The organism is Streptomyces sp. NBC_01476 (genome assembly GCF_036227265.1).
GTDB lineage: Bacteria > Actinomycetota > Actinomycetes > Streptomycetales > Streptomycetaceae > Actinacidiphila.
This window is the reverse complement of sequence record NZ_CP109446.1, coordinates 5,130,606-5,147,253: the sequence shown is the minus strand read 5'-3', so window position 1 is coordinate 5,147,253 and position 16,648 is coordinate 5,130,606. Positions and strand designations below refer to the sequence as shown.

At 73.3% G+C, this 16,648-nt stretch carries 15 protein-coding genes and 1 pseudogene; 8 read left to right on the top strand and 8 right to left on the bottom strand.

Going from position 1 to position 16,648, the window contains the following annotated elements; translation table 11 throughout:
• Window positions 1–40: 40 nt before the first annotated feature.
• The 3 genes from OG552_RS22565 to OG552_RS22555 all read left to right on the top strand — a co-directional run bounded on the left by OG552_RS22565 (window position 41) and on the right by OG552_RS22555 (window position 4,498).
• Window positions 41–2,689: an MMPL family transporter gene (locus tag OG552_RS22565; protein WP_329141005.1), complete on the top strand. Its 2,649-nt coding sequence runs from the start codon at window positions 41–43 to the stop codon at window positions 2,687–2,689.
• A gap of 397 nt (window positions 2,690–3,086) precedes the next feature.
• Window positions 3,087–3,872 carry a TetR/AcrR family transcriptional regulator gene (locus tag OG552_RS22560; protein ID WP_329135708.1) on the top strand — a complete coding sequence of 262 codons (786 nt, stop codon included), beginning with the start codon at window positions 3,087–3,089 and terminating at the stop codon, window positions 3,870–3,872.
• Between the two features lie 260 nt (window positions 3,873–4,132).
• Window positions 4,133–4,498, top strand: coding sequence for a hypothetical protein (locus OG552_RS22555; protein WP_329135706.1), 366 nt, complete (start codon window positions 4,133–4,135; stop codon window positions 4,496–4,498).
• Here OG552_RS22555 and OG552_RS22550 read toward each other — a convergent pair.
• On the bottom strand, window positions 4,481–4,792 hold the full coding sequence (locus OG552_RS22550) for an SCO4848 family membrane protein (protein ID WP_329135704.1): 312 nt from the start codon (window positions 4,790–4,792) through the stop codon (window positions 4,481–4,483). The genes OG552_RS22555 and OG552_RS22550 overlap by 18 nt on opposite strands.
• Before the next feature lie 204 nt (window positions 4,793–4,996).
• On the opposite strand from OG552_RS22550, the gene OG552_RS22545 reads away from it, so the two are divergent.
• Window positions 4,997–6,361: a D-alanyl-D-alanine carboxypeptidase family protein gene (locus OG552_RS22545; protein ID WP_443071000.1), complete on the top strand. Its 1,365-nt coding sequence runs from the start codon at window positions 4,997–4,999 to the stop codon at window positions 6,359–6,361.
• Window positions 6,362–6,623: 262 nt separating this feature from the next.
• Here the strand turns inward: OG552_RS22545 and OG552_RS22540 are convergent.
• The 4 genes and pseudogenes from OG552_RS22540 to OG552_RS22525 form a co-directional block, all read right to left on the bottom strand.
• Window positions 6,624–7,280, bottom strand: a pseudogene (locus tag OG552_RS22540) (YihY/virulence factor BrkB family protein); the annotation flags it as partial.
• 107 nt (window positions 7,281–7,387) lie between these two features.
• A complete protein-coding gene (locus OG552_RS22535) occupies window positions 7,388–7,906 on the bottom strand; it encodes a GtrA family protein (RefSeq protein ID WP_329135702.1) in 519 nt (172 codons plus the stop codon).
• Entirely contained in the window at window positions 7,867–8,829 is a 963-nt protein-coding gene (locus OG552_RS22530) for a decaprenyl-phosphate phosphoribosyltransferase (protein ID WP_329135700.1), read from the bottom strand. Before OG552_RS22530 ends, OG552_RS22535 begins: the two co-directional genes overlap by 40 nt.
• Window positions 8,822–9,349, bottom strand: coding sequence for a phosphatase PAP2 family protein (locus OG552_RS22525; protein ID WP_329135699.1), 528 nt, complete (start codon window positions 9,347–9,349; stop codon window positions 8,822–8,824). The genes OG552_RS22530 and OG552_RS22525 overlap by 8 nt, the downstream gene beginning before the upstream one ends.
• 218 nt (window positions 9,350–9,567) lie before the next feature.
• Here OG552_RS22525 and OG552_RS22520 point away from each other — a divergent pair, with 218 nt between their 5' ends.
• Both OG552_RS22520 and OG552_RS22515 read left to right on the top strand, forming a co-directional pair.
• Complete coding sequence (locus OG552_RS22520) at window positions 9,568–10,953, top strand: FAD-binding oxidoreductase (RefSeq protein ID WP_329135697.1); 1,386 nt, start codon at window positions 9,568–9,570, stop codon at window positions 10,951–10,953.
• Window positions 10,954–11,071: 118 nt separating this feature from the next.
• The gene (locus tag OG552_RS22515) at window positions 11,072–11,827 is read left to right on the top strand and encodes a decaprenylphospho-beta-D-erythro-pentofuranosid-2-ulose 2-reductase (RefSeq protein ID WP_329135695.1); all 756 of its coding nucleotides are present in this window, start codon (window positions 11,072–11,074) and stop codon (window positions 11,825–11,827) included.
• Window positions 11,828–11,911: 84 nt separating this feature from the next.
• On the opposite strand, the gene OG552_RS22510 is transcribed toward OG552_RS22515, so the two are convergent.
• Window positions 11,912–12,478 carry a 2'-5' RNA ligase family protein gene (locus OG552_RS22510; RefSeq protein ID WP_329135693.1) on the bottom strand — a complete coding sequence of 189 codons (567 nt, stop codon included), beginning with the start codon at window positions 12,476–12,478 and terminating at the stop codon, window positions 11,912–11,914.
• Window positions 12,479–12,687: 209 nt separating this feature from the next.
• Window positions 12,688–13,713: a tryptophan--tRNA ligase gene (trpS, locus tag OG552_RS22505; protein ID WP_329135690.1), complete on the bottom strand. Its 1,026-nt coding sequence runs from the start codon at window positions 13,711–13,713 to the stop codon at window positions 12,688–12,690.
• A 198-nt stretch (window positions 13,714–13,911) separates the two neighbouring features.
• On the opposite strand from trpS, the gene rocD reads away from it, so the two are divergent.
• Both rocD and OG552_RS22495 read left to right on the top strand, forming a co-directional pair.
• On the top strand, window positions 13,912–15,153 hold the full coding sequence (gene rocD, locus OG552_RS22500) for an ornithine--oxo-acid transaminase (protein WP_329135688.1): 1,242 nt from the start codon (window positions 13,912–13,914) through the stop codon (window positions 15,151–15,153).
• A 109-nt stretch (window positions 15,154–15,262) separates the two neighbouring features.
• Window positions 15,263–16,120 carry a hypothetical protein gene (locus tag OG552_RS22495; RefSeq protein WP_329141001.1) on the top strand — a complete coding sequence of 286 codons (858 nt, stop codon included), beginning with the start codon at window positions 15,263–15,265 and terminating at the stop codon, window positions 16,118–16,120.
• Here OG552_RS22495 and OG552_RS22490 read toward each other — a convergent pair.
• The gene (locus OG552_RS22490) at window positions 16,086–16,640 is read right to left on the bottom strand and encodes a carboxymuconolactone decarboxylase family protein (protein ID WP_329135686.1); all 555 of its coding nucleotides are present in this window, start codon (window positions 16,638–16,640) and stop codon (window positions 16,086–16,088) included. The two genes, OG552_RS22495 and OG552_RS22490, sit on opposite strands and share 35 nt — an antisense overlap.
• Window positions 16,641–16,648 lie beyond the last annotated feature (8 nt).

The following is a 16,648-nucleotide window of genomic DNA, read 5'->3' as shown; positions in this document are numbered from 1 at the left end:
CCAACGTACCGACGACAGGAGAGTGAAGAGCGTGGCCGCTGTGGCGCGATGGTGCTTCCGGCACAAATGGACGGTGGTCCTGGTCTGGCTGGCCGCCCTGCTGGTGGTCGGCGGGGCCGGACGGGCACTCGGCGACAGTTACTCCAACGCCTTCTCGCTCAAGGGCACCGAGTCGGCGAAGGTGCTCGACCTGATGGACAAGGTGCTCCCGGAGCAGTCCGGCGAGGGCGACACCGTGGTCTGGCACGTCGACTCCGGCTCGGTGCGCGACGCCTCGGTACGGCAGCGGATCGACCCGGTGCTGGCGGAGATCGGCAGGCAGAAGGACGTCGGCAAGGTCGGCAGCCCTTACGACGCGGCGGGCGCCGCGCAGGTCAGCAAGGACGGGCGCACCGCGTACGCGACCGTCACGTACACCAGGCTCGGCAACGACATGTCCGACGACCAGGCCCAATTGCTGATCGACACCGCGCACCAGGCCAGAACGAAGGGCCTGGCGGTCGAGGTCGGCGGCAACAAGCCGGCCCAGGCCGAGGCGCCGCTGCCCGGGCTGGCCGAGGGCGTCGGGATCGCGGCCGCGGCCGTGGTGCTCTTCCTGGCGCTCGGCTCGCTCTTCGGGATGCTGCTGCCGATCGTCACCGCGCTCTTCGGCATCGGCATCTCGTCGTCGGCGATCATCCTGCTCAGCCACGGCATGGATGTGGCGGACTTCTCCCCGCAGTTGGCCACCCTGGTCGGACTCGGGGTCGGTATCGACTACGCGCTGTTCATCGTGACCCGGCACCGCAAGGGCATCCTGCGCGGGCGCAGCCCCGAGGAGTCGGCGGTCACCGCGCTCAACACCTCGGGCCGGGCGGTGCTCTTCGCCGGCGGCACGGTGTGCATCGCGCTGCTGGGCATGTTCACGCTGCGGCTGACCTTCCTCAACGGTGTGGCGGTGGCCGCCGCGCTGACCGTGGTGATCACCGTCGCCGCCGCCGTCACCCTGCTGCCCGCGCTGCTGGGTGTGCTCGGCATGCGGGTGCTCAGCCGGCGGCAGCGGCGCCGGCTGGCGGCCGACGGGCCGGAGCTGACGGCCGCGACCGGCACGGCGGCCCGCTGGTCGTCCTTCCTGCAGCGGCACCCGCGTTGGCCTGCCGTGGTCGCGGTGGCGGTGATGGCGACGCTGGCGATCCCGGCGCTGTCGCTGCGCCTGGGCTCCTCCGACCAGGGCAACAACCCGACCACGACCACCACCCGCAAGGCGTACGACATGCTCGCCGGGGGCTTCGGGCCGGGCTTCAACGGCCCGCTGACCATCCTCGCCGAGGTGCCCACGCAGGCCGACCGGACGGCGCTGAACGGCCTGGTCACCAGGCTGCGTGCCACCGACGGGATCGCGTACGCGGCGGCCGTGCCGATGAAACCGGGCGACACGGTCGCGCTGGTCCAGGCGGTGCCGACCACCTCCCCGCAGGACAAGGCCACCTCCGATCTGATCGACCATCTGCGGGACGACGTGGTGCCGGCCGCAGAACGCGGCAGCACCATGCGGGCGTACGTCGGCGGGCAGACCGCGATCTTCCGGGACTTCTCGACCGTCCTCTTCGGCAAGCTGCCGCTCTTCATCGCGGTGATCATCGTGCTCGGCTTCGTGCTGCTGCTGGTGGCGTTCCGCAGTCTGCTGGTGCCGCTGACCGCGGCGGTGATGAACCTGGTCGCGGCGGCGGCGTCCTTCGGTGTGCTGGTGGCCTGCTTCCAGTGGGGCTGGGGCGGCGCCATCGCCGGGCGGGAGGGGCCGATCGACGCGTTCCTGCCGGTGATCATGCTCTCGCTCCTCTTCGGGCTCTCCATGGACTACCAGGTCTTCCTGGTCAGCCGGATGCACGAGGAGTGGGTGCACAGCCGGGACAACGCCCGGGCGGTACGGGTCGGGCTGGCCGAGACCAGCCGGGTGATCAACTCGGCCGCGGTCATCATGATCTGCGTCTTCGCCGCCTTCGTGCTCAGCGGCCAGCGGGTGCTGGCGATGTTCGGCCTCGGCCTCGCCGGGGCGGTCGCGCTGGACGCGTTCATCCTGCGTACGGTGCTGGTCCCGTCGCTGATGCACCTGTTCGGCGCCGCGAACTGGTGGCTGCCCGGCTGGCTCGACCGGCGGCTGCCGCACCTGGCGGTGGAGGCGGCCGAGCCGGAGGAGGACGCGGGCGGGGCGGTGGGGGACGCGGGCCCGGTCGGGCCGGCCGGCGGCGCGCCGGCGGGGCCTTCGGTACGCGGCCGGGTGACCGGCGCCGCCGGGCTGCCGGTGCCCCGCTCCGAGCTCACGCTGATCGGCTCGGACGGCCGCCAGGTGGGCCGGGCCAGGGCGGCGGAGGACGGTACGTACCAGCTGCCGACGCCGGGTCAGGGCTCGTACGTGCTGGTCGCCAACGCCGACGGGCACCACCCGCAGACGGCCAGCGTGCTCACCGCGGACCGGCCGGTGGACCTCGATCTGCGGCTGGCCGGCACCGGCACCCTCACGGGCACGGTCCGCCACCCGGACGGCGGGCCGGCCGCGGACGCCGAGGTCGTCCTGCAGGACGCGGAGGGCCGGCAGGTGGCGGCGGTACGGACCGGGCCGGACGGCGGGTACGCCTTCGGGAACCTCTACCCGGGCCGCTACACGCTGCTGGCGTCCGGGCTGCCGCCTGCCACGGCGGAGGTGGACTGACCCCCCGTCAAATCGACCGACCCCCCGTCGGCCGCTTCCTCCCAACTCCCCCTACCGGGCCCGGTTCCGTTCCCCCGACGGAGCCGGGCCCTTTTCCCGATCCGACGTTGAACATGTTCAAAAAGAGGACTACAGTCATGCCGTCAGCAAGTTTGAACACGTTCAGAATTCTCTCGGAGGGGGTGGGACGCGTCATGAACATGAACGTCGTCGCCTATGTGGTCTACCTGGCGGTGAGCGTCGGCCAACCCGGAGCCACCGGACCGCACCTCCGCACCGGCGGGCCGGACCCGCCGCCCGGTGACCGGCGGGCCCCTGATCCGGCCCCGGGCCGGGGCCGTGAGGGGTCCGGACGACTGCACCGACGGTTGTCCACCGGCCGACTAGGCTCAGCCGGGTGGAGGACAAGCACAGCCGCACTGCCGCCGAACCGCCCGCCGTCGAGGCCGAGGAGCTGCCCGGGGGGCGGGCCCGGCCCAAGACGGGCAAGAGCGAGCAGACCCGGGCGGTGATCCTGGAGACCGCGATGCGGCTCTTCCAGGAGCGCGGCTACGACAAGACCACCATGCGGGCCATCGCCCAGGAGGCCGGGGTCTCGGTCGGCAACGCCTACTACTACTTCGAGTCGAAGGAATTCCTGATCCAGGGGTTCTACGACCTGGTGACGCACGACCACGCCCGTGACGCGACGTCCCGCATGGAGGGGGTGCGGGACTTCGCCGAACGGCTGGACATCGCGCTGGCCTCCTGGCTGGACTGCGCGGCCGGCTACCACGAGTTCGCGGCGCAGTTCTTCCGTACGGCGGCGGACCCGGGCAGCTCGCTGAGCCCGTTCTCCAACGAGTCGCACCCGGCCAGGGCCACGGCGGTCGACCTCTTCCGCGAGGTGCTCACCGGGTCCGACCTGGCGCCCAAGCTCGACACGGAACTCGCGGAGCTGCTCCCGGATCTGCTCTGGCTGCACCTGATGATCGTCGTCCTCTACTGGGTCTTCGACCGCACCCCGGACACCGCCCGCACCCGGGAGTTCGTCCGCCGCTCCACTCCGCTGGTGGCGCGCCTGATCGCCCTGTCCCGCTACCGCGTCTTCCGCCCTCTCGTCCGTGACGCCAAGGGACTGATCCAGGACTTCATCCTCCCCACCATCGGCCGCACCCCCCTCCCCAAGTCCTCAGGCGCGTAGCGAGGGCACCGTAGGGGGACGGCCCAGCCCGAACGGCCCCCTCCGCCCGGTGGCACAGCGCCGCGACATCGTGGCTGGTCGCGCAGTTCCCCGCGCCCCTCAAAACCCGCACCCCGTCCCACACGCAAGGCAACCCACCGCCCCGACAGGGGCGCGAGGAACTGCGCGCGCAACCAACCACCCACCCCCAGCCCGACCACAACCCCAAGAACCCACCCCCCTTCGCCCGGTAACCCGCGGGCACCTGCGGGGGGCTTCCGGTGATCGACAACTACGCGACCGCGCCGGAGAACAGCTGGCCGGAGGGTGACACCGTCGACCTGCCGCTGACCTCCTGCACGCCGGCCGGGCCGGCCGCCTGGCGGCTCGGTGGCGCGGGCTTCACCGGTTACGCCGAGCGGCGCGGCGGCGTCCTGCTCCGGCTCTCGCTGACCGAGGACGATCCCCCGCCCACCACGGACCCCACCGGCGACCTGCCGCCCAGCGCGGACGCCACCGACGTACCGCCCACCACCGACCCCAGCCGGGACCTGGCGGCGGTTGCCCGCACGCTGCACCCGCTGGGCGACCACGAGCTGTGGCCCCGGCTCGACAACGGCTTCAGCGCGTCATGGCTGCTGACCTGACCCCACGGGCTGCTCCTGCTGCGGCGCCTGGACCGGGGCGGGCGCGTCCGCCGCGCGCCGGAGCGCCCGCAGCCCCTTGACGCCGAGCACGCCGATCGCCGTCCCGAGCACCGTGGACACGATCGCGAGCGTGAGGTGGATCCAGAAGTACGCGGTCGGCGACGCGTGGTCACCGTGGTGGAAGGCCAGCCCGCTCGTGTCGTGCCAGAGGTTCTTCACGAACGTGGTCCACACGATCCACGACCAGACCCCGAACGCGACCAGGAACCACGACACCCGACGGCTGAGCTTCATACGCCCCAGTATGCGATGCCCGCCCCCGCCGGCCCGACGGGGGTGCCGCCGGGCCGTGCCGCCCCCGCCGGGGCCGCACGGGACGCCCCCCCGCGGCGGCAGCCGCGGACAGGACAGGACATACGCGGGCACGTGGCACTTCTCACCCCGCTCCGGGCTCCCCCGGTGGGTCAGGTGGGCGCGCTGGGGCGGTACGTTCGGCGGGTGCTTTCCACCACGACCGCTCCGCGCCGTACCGCCCTGGCCGTGTCCGTGATCGCCGCGCTGCTCGGCGGAACGGTCTTCGCCGGCACCGCCGCCGCGGCACCGAAGCCCACACCGACCCCCACGCCCCCCGCGCAGTTGTCGAAAGTCGGTGGTGACCGGCTCGGGGTGCCCGGCACCCAGGTGAATCTGGCGCCGGGCACCCCGGCGCTGCCCGCCAAGCTGACCGCGAAGTCGTGGATCGTGGCCGACGCCGAGACCGGCTCGGTGCTCGCCGAGCACAACGCGCACTGGCAGCTGGCGCCGGCCAGCACGCTGAAGATGCTCTTCGCCGACACCGTGCTGCCGAAGTTCCCCAAGACCGAGACGCACAAGGTCGCCCCTTCGGACCTCCAGGGGATGGGCGCGGGCAGCAGCCTGGTCGGCATCAAGGAGAACCTCAGCTACACCGTGCGGGACCTGTGGCTCGGCGTCTTCCTGCGTTCCGGCAACGACGCCGTGCACGTCCTGTCCGCGATGAACGGCGGCGTGCCGCGGACCGTCGCCGACATGAACGCCGAAGCCCATGAGCTGCAGGCCGACGACACCCATGTGGTCACACCCGACGGCTACGACATGCCCGGCCAGGTCAGCAGCGCCTACGACCTGACGCTCTTCGCCCGCGAGGGCCTGCAGAACGCGGACTTCCGCGAGTACTGCTCGACGGTGAACGCCCAGTTCCCCGGCGACTACAAGAAGGACAAGAAGGGCAAGCCGACCAAGGTCCGCGAGTCCTTCGCCATAGGGAACACCAACCGGCTGCTCAGCGGGGACTACGACCTGGACCGCTACCCCGGGATAGCGGGGGTGAAGAACGGCGACACCACCAACGCCGGTGCCACCTTCACCGGGGTCGCCCAGCGCAACGGCCGCACCCTGCTGGTCACCGTGATGACCCCGTCGGCCAAGGTGCACGACGAGGTCTACCGGGAGGCCGCGTCCCTGCTGGACTGGGGGTTCAAGGCGGGCCCGGCCGTCCAGCCGGTCGGCACGCTGGTGCCGCCGCTGAGCAAGGTGCCGCACACCGCGGCCCCGAAGCCGTCGGGCTCCCCGCAGCAGCACAACGCGGCGACCGCGTCAGCCAGCGCCTCGACGTCCTCCTCGCGGGGGATGTGGATCGCGGTGGGCATCGCGGCGGCCACCGTGCTGGTGCTCGCACTGGTGATCATCGTCGTGCGGCGCCGCCGCCCGCTTCCGTCGGAGGTCGGTGGTCCGGATGGTCCGGGTGGCCGGCAGCGTGCCGGGAGCCCTGGAGGTCCGGACGGTCCTGGCGGTGCGCCCCGGAGTCGGCGGTGGGGCCCGCGGGGACGCCGAAGGGCCCGCTGACCTCCCGCGCCGGGGTCCCGACGTCCTCCCGCTCGTCCCGCCCGTCCCGCTCCGTCCGGTCCTGGTGGTCCGTCCGGTCCTGCTGACCGGACGGACCGGGCTGCCCGGCCGCACCGGCGGCCGCCTTCCCGTCCCCGGCCCGCTCCTCCCCGGCCGGCTCGTCCCCCGCCCGCTCCTCCCCGGCCCGCGGCGCGTGAATCGGCGTCGCCGTCCAGGCCGAGCAGTAGAGCAGCAGTTTCGCCATGAAGTTGATCCACAGCAGCAGCGCCACCGGCGTGCCGAAGGCACCGTAGACGTTCTTGCCCGCCACCCCCTGCAGATAGCTGCTGAGCAGGATCTTCAACAGCTCGAAGCCGACCGCGCCGATCAGCGCCGCCAGCGCGACCGAGCGGCGCGGCGGCTCCACACCCGGCAGCAGCGTCAGCAGGTAGACCAGGATCAGGAAGTCCGCGACGACCGCGAGGCAGAAGCCGACCACGGTGAGCAGCACCGGGCCGGGGCCGCTGTGGGCGATGCCCAGCCGGTCGACGCCCCAGGTGACGGCTGCGGTGGCGAAGCCGGAGGCGGCGAGCGAGACCAGGGCGGCGGCGCCCAGTCCCAGCAGGATGCCGGCGTCCAGCAGCTTCGCCTTCACCGGGTTCTGCTTGTCGTTGTCCCTCCCCCACACCGCGCGCAGGCAGTCCCGCAGCGAACCGACCCAGCCGATACCGGTGAAGATCAGCGCGGCGCCCGCGATCACCCCGATGGTGCCGGCGTTGGCGACCAGGCCGTTGATGTCGAGCTGGTCGGCGATACCGGGGATCTGCTCGGTGATCTTGTGCTCCAGCGTGTCCAGCTGGTGCTGGGAGAGCAGCGCGGCGCCGATCGCGGCGACCACCGCGAGCAGCGGGAACAGGGCGAGGAAACTGGTGAAGGTCATGGCAGCCGCGAGCCGGGTCCAGTGCACCTCCTGCAGGTGGTCGAAGGCCCGGTAGGCATGCGTGCGCAGCAGCCGCGCGACGCGCGGACCGATCCAGGGCAGCCGGGTCAACCAGTCCATGTCGGACCATTACCCCCCTGTGTCCTGGGCACTCTCGCCGCCCCCCGGCCGGCTCGCCCGGTCCCGAAGACCAGCGTCCGTGTCCCCCAGAACCGCAGCGCGGTGGCCAGGGCCATCCCCACCCCGAGCCCGGAGACGAGGTCGTCGCGCGGCGCGGTGAGCCCGAGCAGGTAGTGCGAGCACCCCAGGCAGAGCAGTTGGACCAGGGCGCCGGCGATGTTCACCGCGAAGAAGACCCCGTACCGGCGGGCCCGGCCGGCCGCCGGGGCGCGTCCGCGGTAGGTGCCGAGCGCGTTGCCGAGGTAGGCGACCGTGCAGCCGGCCAGGAAGGAGAGCGCCTTCGCGGTGAGCGGGCCGAGGCCGCCCGGGCCGCGGAGCCAGATGAACAGTCCCAGGTCGGCGGCGTAGGCGGCGCCTCCGGCCAGGGCGAACCCGATCAGCTCGGGCAGCGGCAGCCGGCCGGCTCTCACTGGTTGACCACGGCCAGGACGTACAGCACGCCCCATCCCAGCGCGATGAGCAGCAGCGCCCGGTCCCGCAGCACCACGTCCTCGGGCGCCCCGGCAGAACCGGCGTCGGCGAAGACCGCGTACCGCAGCACCGACAGGATGAACGGGATCATCGACAACTGCCGCCAGGGCAGCAGTCCGTGCGGCCGGCCACCGGTCTCCATCGCCCACAGGCAGTACGCCAGCACCGCGACGCCCGCCGCGAGCTGCCAGACGAAGCGCAGATAGCCGGTGGTGTACGAGCCGAGCAGGGCGCGGGTGGCGCCGACGTCCTGCCGGGCGGAGACCAGTACCAGTTCCGAGTAGCGCTTGGCGGCGACCATGAAGAGCGCGCCGAAGCCGGAGGTGATCAGGAACCACCGGGAGAGCTGGATGTCGAGGGCGACCCCGCCGGCCATCGCCCGCATCAGGAAGCCGGTGGTGACGATCACCAGGTCCACCACCAGGATGTGCTTCAGCCAGACGCAGTAGGCGAGTTGCATGAGCACGTAACCGGCCAGCAGGGCGGCGGTGTCCGGGTTGCAGGCCATCGCGGCGGTGGCGAAGGCGGCGACCGCGAGCGCCGCCCCCGCGGTGTAGGCGGCGGCGACCGGCACCAGGCCGCTGGCCACCGGGCGCAGGCACTTCACCGGGTGTGCCCGGTCGGCCTCGGCGTCCCGGGCGTCGTTGATCAGGTAGACGGACGCGGCGCACGCGGTGAAGAGCACCAGCACCACCGCGAGCCGTACCACCTCGGCGCCGGTGAGCAGCCGGGCGGCGGCGAAGGGCGCGGCGAGCACCAGGCCGTTCTTCATCCACTGCCGGGGTCGGGCGGTACGCAGCAGCCCGGCGGCGAGGGCGAGCGCGGAGCCGGCCGGCCTGCGGACCAGGCCGGCCGCGCGCCCGCTCTCGTCGATGAGCGCTGCGGTGGGTTCAGTCATCGCGCACCCCCGCGAGTGACCAGCCGCGGCCCAGCCGGGCCATCACCCCGCCGAGCAGCGCGCCGCAGACGACGTCGGTGGGGTAGTGGACGCCCACCACCAGCCGGGACACGCACATCGCGGCGGCCATCGGCGGGACCGGGCCGCCCGGCAGCAGCGCGCCGAAGGCGAAGGCGGCGGCGGTCGCGGAGGCGGCGTGCGAGCTGGGGAAGCTGTGCCGTCCTGCGGTGCTCACCAGGGGAACCACCGGCGGCCGGGGACGGCGGACCACCCGTTTGACCACCATGGACGTGGCGTGCGAGGCGGCGACCAGGGCGGTGGCCCGCATCCAGGCGCGGCGCCTGACCGGGTCGGCGCCCGCGCCGGCCAGCCCCGCGGCCAGCCACACAGCGCCGTGTTCCCCCGCCCAGGACAGCGCCCGGGCCGCGCCGGCGACATAGGGGTCGGCGCCGCAGCGGCGCAGCGCGGTGAGCAGGTGGTGGTCCGCGCGCCAGGCGACGGCGGAGTCGGGGTAACGCACCGCGGTTCTCCCTCGGGGTGCTGGGACGGTCGGTCTGCCCAGCCGAACCGGAATGCTTTGCATACGGACATACCGGTCACACCGGACGAGGGAGCCTTACCGTGCGAGCACCCGCCTCACGCCCCGCCGTTCGCCCTTTCCGGTGAGAAAAGCCGCATAAGACTCATTCTCGGCAATTCTCTGCATAAGACCCGCCTATCGGCTATACCGTCACCGCTATGCCCGCTTCCCCCGCCCCGACTGCCGCCGCATCGGGCACCGCCGCCTCCGTCACTGGCTGGGGCCGTACCGCCCCCACCACCGCGCGGCTGCTGCGCCCGCGGTCGTACGAGGAGGCCGCCGCGGCGATCCGTGCGTGCGACGGCCGCGGCGCCATCGCCCGCGGGCTCGGCCGGGCCTACGGCGACGCGGCGCAGAACGCGGGAGGCGCGGTCCTCGACATGACGGGCCTGGACCGCATCCACGAGATCGACGCGGTGAACGGCCTGGTGGTGTGCGACGCGGGGGTGTCGCTGCACCGGCTGATGGAGGTGCTGCTGCCGCTGGGCTGGTTCGTACCGGTCACCCCCGGCACCCGCTATGTGACCGTCGGGGGGGCCATCGGCGCCGACATCCACGGCAAGAACCACCACGTCTCCGGGTCCTTCTCCCGCCATGTGCGGGCGATCGAACTCCTCACCGGTGACGGCCGCACCCACCTGGTCACCCCGGAGGACGAGCCCGAGCTCTTCTGGGCCACGGCCGGCGGCATGGGGCTCACCGGGGTGGTGCTCGCCGCCACCGTCCAGCTGCTGCCGGTGGAGACCTCGCTGATGAGCGTGGACACCGAACGGGCCACCGATCTGGACGACCTGATGGCCCGGCTCACCACCGGCGACCACCGCTACCGCTACTCGGTGGCCTGGATCGATCTGCTGGCCCGCGGCGCCGGGACCGGCCGGGCGGTGCTCACCCGCGGCGAGCACGCCCCGCTGGACGCGCTGCCCGCCCGGGCCCGCCGCGCCCCGCTCGCCTTCCGGCCCGGCCGGCTGCCGGCCGCGCCCCGCTTCCTGCCGGACGGGCTGCTCGGGCGCACCACGGTCGGCCTCTTCAACGAACTCTGGTACCGCAAGGCACCCCGCGAGCGCCGCGGGCAGCTGCAGAAGCTGGCCACGTTCTTCCATCCGCTGGACGGACTGCCGGAGTGGAACCGCATCTACGGGCGCAGCGGCTTCGTCCAGTACCAGTTCGTGGTCGGTTACGGCCAGGAGGACGCCCTGCGCCGGATCGTCCGGAAGCTCAGCACCCGGGGCTGTCCGTCGTTCCTCGCGGTGCTCAAGCGGTTCGGGGACGGCGACCGCGGGTGGCTCTCCTTCCCGCTGCCCGGGTGGACGCTGGCGCTGGACATCCCGGCGTCGCTCTCCGGGCTCGGGGCGCTGCTGGACGAGCTGGACGACGAGGTGGCCGGGGCAGGCGGGCGGGTCTACCTCGCCAAGGACTCCCGGCTGCGGCCGGAGATGCTGGCCCGGATGTACCCGCGGCTCGACGACTTCCGCGAGCTGCGGGCCCGCCACGACCCGCGGGGCGCGATCACCTCGGACCTGGCCCGGCGGCTCGGGCTCTGACCCGGCCCCGCGCACCGGCCGGTCCAGCGGTTCACGCCCGACGAGTTCCAACGAGTTCCAACCAGCCCGACGAGGACCAACGAGTCCTACGAGTTCCTACGAGCGAGGGAGTACGCACGTGAAGGACGCATTCGGGGCACCGCAGTCGCTGCTGCTGCTCGGCGGGACCTCGGAGATCGGTCTTGCGACAGCCCGGCGGATGATCGGGCGGCGCACCCGTACGGTGTGGCTGGCAGGCCGGCCCTCACCGGGGCTGGACGCGGCGGCGGCGGAACTGCGCACGCTCGGCGCGCAGACGCATGTCGTGCCCTTCGACGCGCTCGCCCCCGGGTCCCACGAGGAGGTTCTCGGCAAGGTCTTCGCCGAGGGGGACGTGGACGCGGTGGTCCTGGCGTTCGGGGTGCTCGGGGACCAGGCGCGCGACGAGCAGGAGCCGGTGGCCGCGGCCCGGATCGCACAGGTCAACTACGCGGGGGCGGTGTCGGCGGCGCTGGTGTGCGGCGCGGCGCTCCAGCTCCAGGGGCACGGGTCGCTGGTCGTGCTCTCGTCGGTGGCCGGCGAGCGGGCCCGCCGCTCGAACTTCATCTACGGCAGCAGCAAGGCGGGGCTCGACGCCTTCGCCCAGGGTCTCGGCGACGCGCTGCGCCCGGCCGGCGTGCAGGTGCTGGTGGTCCGGCCCGGCTTCGTGCACACGAAGATGACGGCCGGCCTTCCGGAGACGCCGCTGGCGACCACGCCGGACGCGGTCGCCGAGGCGATCGAGTCCGGGCTCCGCCGCCGGGCCGACACCATCTGGGTCCCCGGGCTGCTGCGCCCGGTGATGAGCGCGCTGCGGCACCTTCCCCGGGCGGTCTTCCGCCGCCTGCCGCTGTAGCCGCCCGCCGTCCCGGCGGATCGCCCCACCGCCCCGGCTGACCCGCCCGCCCCGGCACCCCGCGGGCGGGGCCCCGGGGAGGGTTCAGATACGCGTGGGGGTCCGGGCGCCCTGCTGCTGGGGCAGGGACGGCGGGCAGCCGAACGGGAAGTCCTGGATCTTGCGCCAGACCCCGTCCTCGCCCTGGACGTAGAGGGCGAACCCGGCCGCCGTCCAGCCCGCCGTGAAGCCGGCCAACTCCGCCTGCGCCCGGTCGAGTCCCGCCTCGGGAATGCCGTGCGCGACCGTCACATGCGGGTGGTAGGGAAACTGGAGCTCCCGGGCCAGCGGCCCCGTCCGTACCCGCTCCTGGAGCTCGGCGCAGGCCCCGCCGCCGTCCGCCACGCGGACGTACACCACCGGCGAGAGCGGCCGGAAGGTGTCCGTCCCCTCCAGCCGCATCACGAAGGGCCGCCCGGCGAGCGCCACCTGCGCCAGGTGCTGCCGGACCACCGGCAGTTCAGCGGGTGCCACCTCGGTGGGCGGCAGCAGCGTCACATGGGTGGGGATCGCGCACGCCGCCGGGTCCCCGAACGAGGCCCGCCGGTCCTGCAGCAACCGCCCGTACGGCTCCGGGACAGCGATGGAGACGCCGATCATGGTGGTACCCACGTCGCTTCCCACTGCGTTTCACCCCTTTCCCCACGTCGGTGACAAACTCGGGCAACCCGTGTCTCAGTGTCGCGCGGAGAAGCGCGCGCCGGACAGCGAGCTGTGTCACAACTCCCGGCACGCGCCACTCCTCCCCGGCGGGCCCCCGGCCCGCACGGGCCTCCCCCCGTCTCAGGGCCGGTCTCCCGGCCCTCCCCCGGCGGCGAACCTCAGTGCTTCGCCGGTACGAACCCGATCCGGTCGTACGCCGCCGCCAGCGTCTCCGCGGCGACCGCCCGCGCCTTCTCGGCCCCCTTGGCCATCGCCGCGTCCAGGGTCTCCGGATCCCCCAGATACTCCTGCGTACGCTCCCGGAACGGTGTGACCCACGCCACGAAGATCTCCGCGACGTCCGTCTTCAGCGCACCGTAGCCCTTGCCCGCGTAACGCTCCTCCAGTTCGGCGATTCCGGTGCCGGTCAGCGCCGAGTGGATGGTCAGCAGATTGCTGACGCCCGGCTTCTCCTTCTCGTCGAACCTGATCACCGTCTCGGTGTCCGTCACCGCGCTGCGGAACTTCTTCGCCGACACCGACGGCTCGTCCAGCAGGTTGATCAGGCCCTTGGCGGAGGCCGCCGACTTGCTCATCTTGGCGGTCGGGTCCTGCAGGTCGTAGATCTTCGCGACCTCCCGCACGATGTGCGGCTGCGGGAGGGTGAAGGTCGGCCCGAAGCGGCCGTTGAACCGCTCCGCGAGATCCCGGGTCAGCTCGATGTGCTGCCGCTGGTCCTCACCGACCGGCACCGCGTCGGCCTGGTAGAGCAGGATGTCCGCGACCTGGAGGATCGGGTACGTGAACAGGCCGACGGTGGCCCGGTCGGCGCCCTGCCTGGCGGCCTTGTCCTTGAACTGGGTCATCCGGGACGCCTCGCCGAAGCCGGTGATGCAGTTCATCACCCAGCCGAGCTGCGCGTGCTCGGGCACATGGCTCTGGATGAAGAGCGTGCACCGCTCCGGGTCGAGCCCGGCGGCCAGCAGCTGCGCCGCCGCCAGCCGGGTGTTGGCCCGCAGCTCCGCCGGGTCCTGCGGCACGGTGATCGCGTGCAGGTCGACCACCACGTAGAACGCGTCGTGGGTCTCCTGCAACGCCACGTACTGGCGGATCGCACCGAGGTAGTTGCCCAGGTGGAAGGAGCCGGCGGTGGGCTGGATGCCGGAGAGGGCGCGCGGACGCCCAGGGATGCGTTCAGAGGCCATACGTCCATTCTCTCAGGTCGGTCCCGCCCGCCCACACCCCTGTTGACGGATTCCCGTGTGCCGCCGTATCTGCGACGCGCGGCGGGGTTCGCCGTAAAGTTCACGCCACGGCCGGGGAGCGACGATAGAAAGGGGCACCAACCCCGCCCCGCTCCGGGCCCGGCCCGTCTCCTGACGCACAACGAACGGAGTACGCACGTGACCACCCTCTCCGGCGCGGCCGCCCGTGCCACCGCCACCGACCGCGAGATCGCGGCGGCCGAGGCGCACAGCGCGCACAACTACCATCCCCTGCCGGTCGTCGTGGCGTCCGCCGAAGGCGCCTGGGTGACGGACGTCGAGGGGCGCCGCTACCTCGACATGCTGGCCGGGTACTCGGCGCTCAACTTCGGGCACGGCAATCCGCGGCTGATCGCCGCCGCCAAGGCCCAGCTGGACCGGGTGACGCTCACCTCGCGTGCCTTCCACCACGACCGCTTCGCCCGGTTCTGCACGGAGCTCGCGGAGCTGTGCGGCATGGAGACGGTCCTGCCGATGAACACCGGGGCCGAAGCGGTGGAGACGGCGGTCAAGACCGCCCGCAAGTGGGGCTACCAGGTCAAGGGCGTGCCCGACGGCAAGGCGAAGATCGTCGTCGCGGCCGGCAACTTCCACGGGCGCACCACCACCATCGTCAGCTTCTCCACCGACCCCGAGGCGCGCGCCGATTTCGGCCCCTACACGCCCGGCTTCACCGTCGTGCCGTACGGGGACCTCGCGGCGCTGGAGGCCGCGGTGGACGAGTTCACCGTCGCGGTGCTGCTCGAACCGATCCAGGGCGAGGCGGGAGTGCTCGTACCCCCGGACGGTTACCTCGCCGGGGTGCGGCGGGTCACCGCGGAGCGCGGGGTGCTCTTCGTCGCCGACGAGATCCAGTCCGGGCTGGGGCGGACCGGCACCACGTTCGCGTGCGAGCACGAGGGCGTGGTGCCGGACATGTACGTGCTCGGCAAGGCGCTGGGCGGCGGCGTCGTCCCCGTCTCCGCGGTCGTCTCCTCGCGTGCCGTCCTCGGGGTCTTCCGGCCGGGGGAGCACGGCTCCACCTTCGGCGGCAATCCGCTGGCCTGCGCGGTGGGCCTTGAGGTGCTGGCGATGCTGCGGACCGGTGAGTACCAGGAGCGGGCCACCACCCTGGGCGCCCGCCTCCACGCCGAGCTGCGCGAACTCCTCGGCGACGGCACGGGCCCGCTCACCGCGGTGCGCGGCCGGGGCCTGTGGGCGGGCATCGACGTCGCCCCCTCCCTCGGCACCGGCCGCGCGCTGTCCGAACGCCTCCTCACCCGCGGTCTCCTCGTCAAGGACACCCACGGCTCCACGCTCCGCCTCGCCCCGCCGCTGGTCATCACCGAGGAGGACCTGGACTGGGGCCTGGCCCGGCTCAGGTCGGTGCTGAGCAGCTAGAACCCGGGTCCCGGCCCCGCCGGTGATCACGGTCCGGGGTGGGGGACCGCGGGAGGGGGACGGCGGGAGGGGGAGCGCTGACGCCTACAGTCGGGCCGTGCTTACGGGAATGCTGGCCGCGCTCGGGGCGGCCGTCTGTTTCGGGGTCGCGTCGGTGCTGCAGGCCGCGGGGGCGCGGGCCGCCGAGCCGGGGACCGGTTCCGGGGTGGACGCGCGCCTGCTCGCCCGCGCCCTCGGGCAGTGGAAGTACCTCGCCGGTCTCGGCCTCGACACCGGCGGCTTCGTCCTCGAACTGATCGCCCTGCGGTCGCTGCCGATCTACACCGTCGGCGCCGCCCTCGCCGCGAGCCTCGCGGTCACCGCCGTCGCCGCGAGCCGCGTGCTCGGCACGCGGCTCGCCGGCCGTGAGTGGACCGCCGTCGCCACCGTCTGCGGCGGCCTCGCCCTGCTGGGCCTGGCCTCCGGCACCGAGGGCGACGGCACCGGCGGCGCCGCCCTGCGCTGGGGCACCCTCGCCGCGGCCGCCGCGATCCCCGCGGTGGGCGCCGCCGCCGGGCGCCTCCCCGGAAAGTCCAGGGCCGCCGCCCTCGGCCTCGGCGCCGGCTTCGGCTTCGGCGTGGTCGAGGTGGCGGTCCGCCTCATCGGCACGCTCCGCCCGGCGGCGCTGTTCACGAACCCGGCCACGTACGCCGTCGTGCTCGGCGGCGCCGCCGCCTTCCTGCTGCTGACCTCCGCCCTGCAGCGCGGCTCGGTCACCGCGGCCACCGCGGGCATGGTGATCGGCGAGACGGTGGGGCCCGCGCTGGTCGGGGTGCTGGCGCTGGGCGACCGGACCCGGGACGGGTGGGCGCCGGCCGCGGTGGCGGGCTTCGTACTGGCCGTGCTCGGCGCCCTCGCCCTGGCCCGGTTCGGCGAACCCGCCCCGGCGCCCGTTACGCCCGGGTCGCCGGTGACATCCGCGAGGTGACGCCGATCCGGTTCCAGGCGTTGATCGTCACGCACATCGCGATGAGCCGCGGCAGCTCGTCCGCGTCGAAGAGCGCCGCCGCCTCGTCGTAGACCTCGTCGGGCACGCCGTGCGGGCCGAGCTGGGTGACCGCCTCCGCCAGGGCGAGCGCCGCCCGCTGCCGGGCGGTGAAGAACGGGGTCTCGCGCCACACCGGCACCCCGTGGAGCTGCTGCTCGGTCAGCCCGGCGCGGCGCGCGTCCGCGGAGTGCTTGTCGACGCAGTAGGCGCAGCCGTTGAGCTGCGAGGAGCGGACCCGGACGAGTTCGCTCACCACGGGGTCGAGGCCGCGGGCCGCGGCCTTGTCCAGGGCGAACATCGCCTGGTAGAAGTCGCCCGCGTTGTCCATCAGGTCGATCCGCCGGGCGGGCGGCGCGACGGTCTCATCAGCGGGGTGGGTCGTCCCGGTCGGGTCGGTGGTCTCGGTGGCTTTGCTCGGCGCGGTGGTCTCGGTGGGCGCGGCGGTCTCGGTCGTCGTCATATGTCCAC

Coding starts and splice junctions, on each gene's coding strand:
- OG552_RS22520 (WP_329135697.1), top strand. CDS start 9,568: ATGCCCGCTTCCCCCGCCCCGACTGCCGCCGCATCGGGCACCGCCGCC.
- trpS (WP_329135690.1), bottom strand. CDS start 13,713: ATGGCCTCTGAACGCATCCCTGGGCGTCCGCGCGCCCTCTCCGGCATC.
- OG552_RS22550 (WP_329135704.1), bottom strand. CDS start 4,792: ATGAAGCTCAGCCGTCGGGTGTCGTGGTTCCTGGTCGCGTTCGGGGTC.
- OG552_RS22530 (WP_329135700.1), bottom strand. CDS start 8,829: ATGACTGAACCCACCGCAGCGCTCATCGACGAGAGCGGGCGCGCGGCC.
- OG552_RS22490 (WP_329135686.1), bottom strand. CDS start 16,640: ATGACGACGACCGAGACCGCCGCGCCCACCGAGACCACCGCGCCGAGC.
- OG552_RS22495 (WP_329141001.1), top strand. CDS start 15,263: ATGCTGGCCGCGCTCGGGGCGGCCGTCTGTTTCGGGGTCGCGTCGGTG.
- OG552_RS22535 (WP_329135702.1), bottom strand. CDS start 7,906: ATGGGGCGTGCTGTACGTCCTGGCCGTGGTCAACCAGTGAGAGCCGGC.